Here is an 8,410-nt window from a genome sequence, read left to right on the forward strand (position 1 = left end):
GACAAAGCCGGTCCCGTCTATTTCTAAATTCAATTGGTACAAGGTTGCCAAACGTTTCACGTCTCGAAGCGACCACCCGGACAAGTTCGGCATTGCGAACGTGTCTCCGGTTTTCAACAGCAGCCGTTCGCCGACGACGTACGATTGCCCTTCGACCGGACTTTGGGCGGACACCGCCTCTCCACCACCGAGTAAAATCGGGGCGAACGAGGCCGCCTTCGCTTTCGTGACCGCCTCGTCACGACCGAGGTCGAGGTAGGACTCCGTCGTCTTCGTTGACGCGTCGACCGCCTTCTCTTGCTTCTCAGGTTCGACGCTCCGGTAACGGAGCGCCACATCCATCACATCCTTGAACAACGGTGCCATGATGCGCGGTCCCGTCGTCGACGAGTCGCTGTTCGGACGGTCGACGGCGATATACATGACGAGCTCCGGGTCGTCTTCCGGTGCCATGCCGACGAACGAATGGATGTACTGACCGCTCAAATATTTGCCGTTCTCAGCGATTTGGGCCGTCCCCGTCTTCCCGATGACCCGATAATTCTCAAGGGCGTACAGCTGACCGGTACCGAGGTCGCTGTTGACGACTCCGTCGAGTGCCTCACGCGTCAATTGGGCCGCTTCAGCCGTAATCGGCTGCCCGACGACTTTCGGATTCGTCGTCCGAATCGTCTCACCGGTCTCTCGGTTGACGACTTTTTTAATGACGTGCGGTTGCTTCATCGTCCCATCGGTCGCGATGGCTGACGTCGCTTGCAAGATTTGCATCGGTGTCACCGCGGTCGATTGGCCCCAGGCTGTGATGAGCACGTTGAGCGGGCTTTCAAAGTCGTATTGACTGTTGACCTCACCCGGCAAATCAACACCGGTGCGCTGGTCGAATTTAAAAGCGTTGAAATAGTCTTCATACCGGCTCAAGCCAAGACGTTCATTAGCCATGATGGAGAACGCCACGTTTGACGAGTGCCAGACGCCTTCTACCATAGGAATCGTACCCCATCCGGTAATGTTGTAATCATTAAACGTCGTCCGTCCATATGTATAGGAACCAGACTTGTACAGTTCGTTCGGATCGAACACGCCTTCGTTGATGGCCGCGGCGAGTGTGAAGATCTTCATCGTCGACCCCGGCTCGAAACGAGACGAGACGGAGAAGTTGCTGTACGACGTGATCTCGCGTGTGTTCGGGTCAAATGACGGCCGATCCGACAGTGCCACGATTTCTCCCGTCTTCGGGTCCATGATGATCGCCGTCGCATTTTTTGGCGCATACTCTTCGTACATCTCGTCCATCTTCGTATCGAGCAGCTGTTGAATGCGATGATCGATCGTCAACTGGACGTCCGCCCCGTCTTCCGGCTCGATGCGCAACTGCTCATCACTCGCGATGAGCGGACGGCCGGCAAGATCTTTCTCGAACCGGTTCAAGCCGTACGATTCACTTAAAATATCGTTCAACGACTTCTCGATCCCAAGTTCTCCGACGAGTTCGATGCGTCCGTTTTGGTCAATCTTTTGGGCATAGCCGATGACGCTTGAGGCGAACACTTTATTCGGATAATACCGTTTCGGCTCTTCGACGAACGTGATCCCCGGAATTTCGAACGACTCAATCTCTTCTTTTTGTTCGACCGTCAAGTCACGTCCGGGAACACCGAACTCAATTTGACCCCGTTCGACGTTCTGTTCGAGCCGTTTTAACACATCAGCCTCGGTCATCGGGATGACGGTCGCGAGCTCGCGTGCCGCTTCCGGAAATTCTTCCGGTAACAACGTCTTCCCTTCGACCCGCTCACCTCCGAGCTTTAAGACGGCGACGACCCGATACGACGGAATATTGATGGCAATCGGTTGACCGAAACGGTCAAAGATTTCACCACGTTCTGCTTTTAACGTGCTGACCGCCTTCCACCGTTCCTCTTCGGCGAAAGCGAGCATGTTCTCTCCTTTGTACGTCTGGAAGACAGATAGATAAAAAAACCAACCGACAAAAAATAAAAAGAGCGGTGTGAAGCAAACAATCGCCACCCACGCCACTCTTTTTTTACTCTGTTGTAGAGAGTTCATCAGTCAATCACCTTGACGTTCTTCTCATTGAACTGCATTCCGAGCTTTTCAGCTATCGCATAGATTCTCTCTGGCGAGCTAAGTTGGGCGATCTCATACTTCAGTTCTTCGTTCTCTTTGGCAATCGTGTTCGTCTCTTGAGTAATCAAGGCCGTATCACGCATGATGTTGTACGCTTCATTATGTTTCGACACCGTGATGCCACCGAACAAGACGACAGAACCGATCATCGTCGGGTACAGGATGGATTCGAACAAAGTCAACGTACGTCGTTTTGGAGCAGGTATCGGTCGTTCTTGCGGAATCGGATTTCGATTCGGTGAAACGTGAGGCTGCAGAGCCTTGCGGGCAGCTTCTGGCATCAGGTATCCCTCCTACGTACAGTCTATTTTTGTTTTTCGGCGACCCGAAGCTTCGCTGAACGGGCGCGTCGATTGTCTTCAAGTTCATCGCCGCCGGCCGTGATCGGCTTTCGGGTGATGAGCTTCAATTCTGGCTCAAACTCTTTCGGAATGACCGGCAACCCTGGCGGAAGCGGCGGATGCTGGCTTTTCTCTTTAAATACTTGTTTACAGATCCGGTCTTCTAACGAGTGGAACGTGATGACACAGATGCGGCCGTTGATGGCGAGCATGTCGATCGCATCTTGGACAGCGCGGTCGAACACGTTCAATTCATCATTGACCGCGATGCGGATCGCTTGGAACGTCCGTTTGGCGGGATGCCCGCCTTTACGTCGGGCCGGTGCCGGGATCGCATCTTTGATCAAGTCGACGAGTTCAAACGTCGTCTCGATCGGCTTTTCGGCACGGGCTTTCTCGATTTTACGGGCGATTTGCTTCGAGAACTTCTCTTCCCCGTATGTAAAGAAAATGCGGGCCAAGTCCCCGAACGCCCATTCATTGACGACGTGATAGGCCGAAAATGGGTTTGATCGGTCCATGCGCATGTCAAGTGGGGCATCGTAATTGTAGCTAAATCCACGTTCCGCCTCATCAAGTTGCGGTGACGAGACACCGAGGTCGAACAAGACACCATCGACTTGCGCGACACCACGAGCATGAAGCTCGTCTTTCAAGTTGACGAAGTTGCTCTTTATGAACGTAACCCGGTCCTCATATGGAGCCAAGCGCTCTTTCGCGTGCGCGAGGGCGACGTCATCTTGGTCGAAGGCGTATAGACGGCCTGTCGTCAATCGTTTGACAATCTCTTCACTATGACCGGCTCCTCCTAACGTACAATCGACATAAATCCCGTCCGGTTTGATGTTCAACCCTTCGATGGACTCCATTTTTAAAACCGTTTCATGCTCAAACATACAAAAACCCTCTCACCCTACATTTTTCAACTGTTTTATTACACTTACTTTATCATAAAAATGTCAAGCTCCGCATTCGTTTTTAACGAAAATAGGAAACAAAAAGGTAACAAACAAATAAGATTCCCCGTTCGCCCGGGGAACCGTCCGAAACACCTGTAATTATTTTACAATTTAACTAAACATCGCTCTGTTTCCGTCCGCTCATAGGCGTCAGACAAGCGCTTGAACAAGTCAAGACCGTGCCGGTTCAACAACGGCACCATCGACCAAATCCGCTCTTGCGGCGCCCCCATCGGCAACAGACGCGTCGACAGATGGATCCGACGCCGATTCAACCGATACTGTTCCCGCTTCGCCTCGGCCCGCATCTCGTCCGCCAAACGTTCGAGGGCGTGGAGCGCACTCGACCCGAAGCGCTGACCTCGCCGGCTCGCCTCTTCGCTGACGGCGGAAGACAGCGCCCGATAAGCGTACAAACTTTCATCGAACGCCTCATCATCGAACGCATGGTCCGGGAGCGGATTCGTCAAATATTCGTCGAGCGATACACCTTCTTGCGCCAGCTTTTTCTCGTCATTCGCCGAGATGAGCACCGCTCCGAGACGAGGGACGAGGAGCGGCATCTTCCAGCCGAACGTGTGAAACAGCGGTCTCAGTTGAAGCCAATACGCAATCTCACCAGGACCGGCGACATACGCGAGCGTCGGGAACAAATGGTCTTGCATGAGCGGACGGGAGACGACGTTGTTCGAGAAACGTTCCGGATGGGCATCGATCTCCGAAAGCAACTCAGCTTCTGAGAAGTGATGACCCCGTTTCGTCGTGAATGCGTCCCCTTCTTTCGTGAGCAGTTCGCGCGTCCCGTCATGATAGAACACGTGGGCCGCTTCGCGATTGAGCTCGACGTCAGGCATTCCGTCCTTATGCGCGTCCGCGAACGCCGCATGCAGCCGGTCGTGTTCGACGATCAACCGTTTGAACGCATCACGCCCGAGGGCACGTACGTCCGGTTGGTGCGGGTCGAACAGAAAAAAGTCTTCTCCGATGAAGCGCCGCATCATCTTGCCGAAAAATTGAGCGAACGACTTCGAGCGTTGTAACAGCTCGACGAGTTCATGGTACAGCGAGGACGTATGCTCCGTTTCCGCTTCGGCGACAAGCATGCGTTGCAACATTTGGACGAGTTCAATTTTTAACCGTTCGAACTCGAGCTCCCCGACGGACGCTTTTCCGGCGAGCGGGATGGCCGAGAGCGCCTCTTTACGAAACTGCCGGGATAGCGGCTGAGGGATGAGGACGTGATTGATCTCGGTATAATCGTGGTCTTCCGTCGCCATCCAAAAGATTGGCAAGACGGGCTTGCCGAGCGACGCTTCTGCTTGTTTTGCCCGCTTCAACACGGTCAACAGCTTGTACACCGCAAACAGCGGTCCGCCGAACACACCGACTTGCTGCCCGGTCACGATTGTGTACGCCTCACCAGACGCGAGCGCGTCTAGCTTTCGGTCGAGCGTTTCCGACAATGGACCGTAAGCAGCTTGTTGGTCACGTAAAATCGCCGCGAGCGACTCCAAATGCGGATATGTACGTCCGTCCAGCTCCTCGGCTCGCAGTCTCAACTCGTCCATTCCTTTATAATCAAGCCAATCCGTATACCCGTCCTCGATTTGAAGCATCGGAGACGACGGGGCATACATGGCGTCAAGCGGCTCTATCCTCACGTATAACGACTTCCTTTCGATCGATCAATGAATCATGTGTTTGGCAATGCCAATCGCAAACAAGATGGCGTGGGCCGGAACGAGAAACAAAAACAACAATCGCCAACCGTGCACGAACATCTTCGTGAACACGACTTCCTCGTGGCGGACGCGTTGCCAAATCGCATTGATTGGGAAAATAGCGCAACAAACGGCGAGCAAGAGCCAAGCGACATTCGTCTCGACAATCGACTCCAACAAAACCGCGCACGCATAAAACCAAAGCACGACACCGGCGTCGCACACCAGCTTGAACGTATTGACCGACTTCGGCATAATTTTTCTAAGTATCATATACACCATAAACCAAATGACGAGTGGAAATGAAACGATATACACTAACACGATGCGCTCGCTCCTAAAATTAGTTTTTGCATGAGCGGGATGACGGTCAGTTCAACGCCGCGATCCTCGGCTCGCTTCAACAGCGGCGTCAAAATGGCGTCGACTTCGGTAGGGCGTCCCCCCTCCACGTCCCGGAGCATCGATGAGCGGTTGTTCGCCGTCTTCTCGATGATCGACTCGATATATGTATATGGTACGGTCTCGTCGAACAACGACGTCAATTCCTTATAGATCGCGAGTGCGACGTCTCGGCACGGCGGTTGCCCGACCACACCGTTTGGCATGCGGCAAAGCGCCGTGATCGGGTTGATGATCGCGTTCGCGAACAGCTTTTCGATGACGACATGCTTAATATCCGCTTCCCATACGATGTGCAGCGGCGAGTCGACAAATGAGATGGCCGACATGCCCGACAGTCCACCGATGCGGACGCGGCCGAGACCGCTATGGTGAACACGAGTCCCGTCACGGGTCACACCGTGCTCGATGACCCCGAGATGAAATCCGCGTTCAAGCGCATAGTCGAGATGGCTGATGCCGTTCGAACAGATGAACACGGGCACGCTCCCGCTAAGACGTGCGGTCGCCGCCTCGACTTGATGCGCTTTCGTCGTCACGAAAAAGACGTCAGCTTCCGTCTCGTCAAGAGTGCGTACCGGTTTGAGCATCACGTCAACTGTACCTTCCGTCATCCCGTTCCGTTCAATCGTCACAACGCTCGGTTCCTCGACCCGGCCGTACAACGTGACCGTATAATCTTTCGCGAGTAACGACGCCATCAGCATCCCGACGGCCCCGTTCCCGATAATCCCAATCCGTTCGATCGGTTGCATACGCAACCCTCCTTCTCCATTGTCCATTAAAAATTTTACCACACTCCGATTCGATGACCATAAAAAAAAGAAGCGTTCTCCAGGGAGAGCGCTTCTTCCAGCATTATTTGCTTGTAACTTCTTTACCGTTGTAATGTCCGCAAGATTTGCAAACACGGTGTGAAAGTTTCATGTCGCCACAGTTCGGGCACTCGTTCATACCAGGTACGTTGAGTTTGAAGTGAGTACGACGAAGACGTTTGCGAGTTTTCGACGTTCTACGGAATGGTACTGCCATCGTTGTCCACCTCCTTGAAAAGTTAGCCTTTCTCGTCCTCTTTTTTCGAGAACAAGTCGGCGAGTCCCGCGAGGCGCGGGTCAATTTTTGGTTGGTCGTCCAGCTGATCCTCTACGAGGGCCCAGCCTTCCCCTTCAACCTGAGTTTTGTCTGTTTCGTTCCCGAAAACTTGCATCGGGACGTCTAACATGATGAGCTCACGTACGATCGGTCGCAGATCAATCGTATTTCCCTCTGGCAAATTGACGTCATCGAATTGCTCCGTGTAACGCCCGTTCTCCAAAAAGAAAGGCTCGAGCGATTCAATATCGAATTCATACATGACATCGTCTAACGTTCGCGCATCTGGCAACGTCAGGTCACCTTGAATCTTCAAATTGAATGTAACTTGATTAGATGTGAACGACGCATCCCCGTGCACATGCACTGGGCGAATCGAACGGATATCCGGATGGAGCTGAATCAGCTCCGGAAGTTCAACCGTCTCATCAACGGAAAAACTGTCACCTTGGTTTCGAAGCTTAAGTAGCTGTGCAATAGACCATTTCATCCGAATCACCTCAATTGCAACAATATGAATTATAGATAGGCCAACTTGTTTTGTCAATGTTTTTTCTTTACACTAAAAGCAGTTGACGACGGCGCTTTGTCAAAGCGTACTTATCCATCTTACACCAATCCAATCGACAATGCAAAGGAGTAATTTCATGCAAAAGACGGCCATCATCGCAGAGTACAATCCATTCCATAACGGGCACCTCTTCCAAGCAAAAACCGCTCGCCTTGAAACAGGGGCTGAAGCCGTCATCGCGGTGATGAGCGGACAGTTCACCCAACGCGGGGAACCGGCCGCTTTCGACAAATGGAGCCGGGCAAGAGCCGCAATCGAGACGGGGGCGATCGACCTCGTCATCGAATTGCCGACCCGGTACGGCGTCCAACGTGCCGACCGGTTCGCAAGTGCTGCTGTCGCCATCGCCGAACGCGTCGGCTGTCAAACGTTGTCGTTCGGGAGCGAGAGCGGTGACGCCACGGCCATCTGCCAGGCCGCAAGCGCCGACGTCGAGTCGACTCCGGCCTATCGACAGGCGTTTCAAGAGGCGCTTCAAAGCGGGAAATCACCCGCAAAAGCTTCAAGTGAGGCGTTTTCCGCCCTCTATCCCGCTTTTGACTTGACACTCCCTAACAATATTTTAGCGTATCATTACGCCAAAGCAGCCCGCACGATTCAGCTCCATACGGTCGAGCGGCTCGGGGCAGGTTATCACGATACCGGCCTAGCGGACGTCATGTCGGCGACGGGCGTCCGTGCCCATTATCTTGAGGAAGGTATCGTCCGTGCCGTCCCTCTGGCGACACGTGCCTTGTTCCGTCAACGTACGATGGCCCACTGGTCAACGTATTGGCCGGTGCTCCAATACAAGCTGCGGACGACACCCCAGCCGGTGCTTGACGAGCTTGTCGGCATCGACGCCTCCTTGTCCCCTCGTTTGATCGAGGCCGGGCTTGAACCGACGTTTGAGCGGGCGCTCGGGCAGTTGCAGACGCGACGCTATACCCGCACTGCCATCCAACGGGCGCTCGTCTCGGTGCTGATCCACTTTCAGCGCTCCGAGTTGCCAGATCGGTTCGATGACGTCCCTTACGTCCGTCCGCTCGCGTTCAACGGCGTCGGCCGGCTCGTATTAAAAGATATAAAAAAAACGGTACCGCTTCTCAGCAAGTACCATCCCGACCTCGCATTCGAGGCGCGCGTCACCGAGGCGTATCGACTCCCTCTCGGTGACGAATCGCTCCGCGAACACGT

Annotated in this window: 9 protein-coding genes; 1 reads left to right on the plus strand and 8 read right to left on the minus strand. The window is 53.7% G+C overall.

The annotated features are described in order from the left end of the window. The 8 genes from L971_RS08660 to L971_RS08690 form a co-directional block, all read right to left on the minus strand. A partial coding sequence (locus L971_RS08660; protein ID WP_231557583.1) for a penicillin-binding transpeptidase domain-containing protein occupies nucleotides 1-2,028 on the minus strand: 2,028 nt, incomplete at its 3' end. A 38-nt stretch (nucleotides 2,029-2,066) separates the two neighbouring features. Further along, nucleotides 2,067-2,429, minus strand: a complete 363-nt coding sequence (gene ftsL, locus L971_RS08665; protein WP_024370022.1) for a cell division protein FtsL — start codon at nucleotides 2,427-2,429, stop codon at nucleotides 2,067-2,069. A gap of 23 nt (nucleotides 2,430-2,452) precedes the next feature. Further along, a complete protein-coding gene (gene rsmH, locus L971_RS08670) occupies nucleotides 2,453-3,385 on the minus strand; it encodes a 16S rRNA (cytosine(1402)-N(4))-methyltransferase RsmH (RefSeq protein ID WP_047375402.1) in 933 nt (310 codons plus the stop codon). A 167-nt stretch (nucleotides 3,386-3,552) separates the two neighbouring features. Then, nucleotides 3,553-5,109 carry a bacillithiol biosynthesis cysteine-adding enzyme BshC gene (gene bshC / locus L971_RS08675; RefSeq protein ID WP_047375403.1) on the minus strand — a complete coding sequence of 519 codons (1,557 nt, stop codon included), beginning with the start codon at nucleotides 5,107-5,109 and terminating at the stop codon, nucleotides 3,553-3,555. 24 nt (nucleotides 5,110-5,133) lie between these two features. Next, a complete protein-coding gene (locus tag L971_RS08680; protein ID WP_024370019.1) occupies nucleotides 5,134-5,493 on the minus strand; it encodes a DUF3397 domain-containing protein in 360 nt (119 codons plus the stop codon). After that, nucleotides 5,487-6,326 (minus strand): ketopantoate reductase family protein, encoded by an 840-nt coding sequence (locus L971_RS08685; RefSeq protein ID WP_047375405.1) that lies wholly within the window; start codon nucleotides 6,324-6,326, stop codon nucleotides 5,487-5,489. The genes L971_RS08680 and L971_RS08685 overlap by 7 nt, the downstream gene beginning before the upstream one ends. Nucleotides 6,327-6,429: 103 nt before the next feature. Next, the gene (rpmF, locus tag L971_RS14960) at nucleotides 6,430-6,603 is read right to left on the minus strand and encodes a 50S ribosomal protein L32 (protein ID WP_081338944.1); all 174 of its coding nucleotides are present in this window, start codon (nucleotides 6,601-6,603) and stop codon (nucleotides 6,430-6,432) included. Between the two features lie 22 nt (nucleotides 6,604-6,625). Beyond that, complete coding sequence (locus L971_RS08690; RefSeq protein WP_047375407.1) at nucleotides 6,626-7,153, minus strand: DUF177 domain-containing protein; 528 nt, start codon at nucleotides 7,151-7,153, stop codon at nucleotides 6,626-6,628. Between the two features lie 157 nt (nucleotides 7,154-7,310). Here L971_RS08690 and L971_RS08695 point away from each other — a divergent pair. Next, nucleotides 7,311-8,410, plus strand: a 1,100-nt coding sequence (locus L971_RS08695) for a nucleotidyltransferase family protein (RefSeq protein WP_052200337.1), incomplete at its 3' end; no start/stop codon positions are given.

The sequence above is a fragment of the Exiguobacterium sp. ZOR0005 genome, assembly GCF_000798975.1.
Classification (GTDB): domain Bacteria; phylum Bacillota; class Bacilli; order Exiguobacteriales; family Exiguobacteriaceae; genus Exiguobacterium; species Exiguobacterium aurantiacum.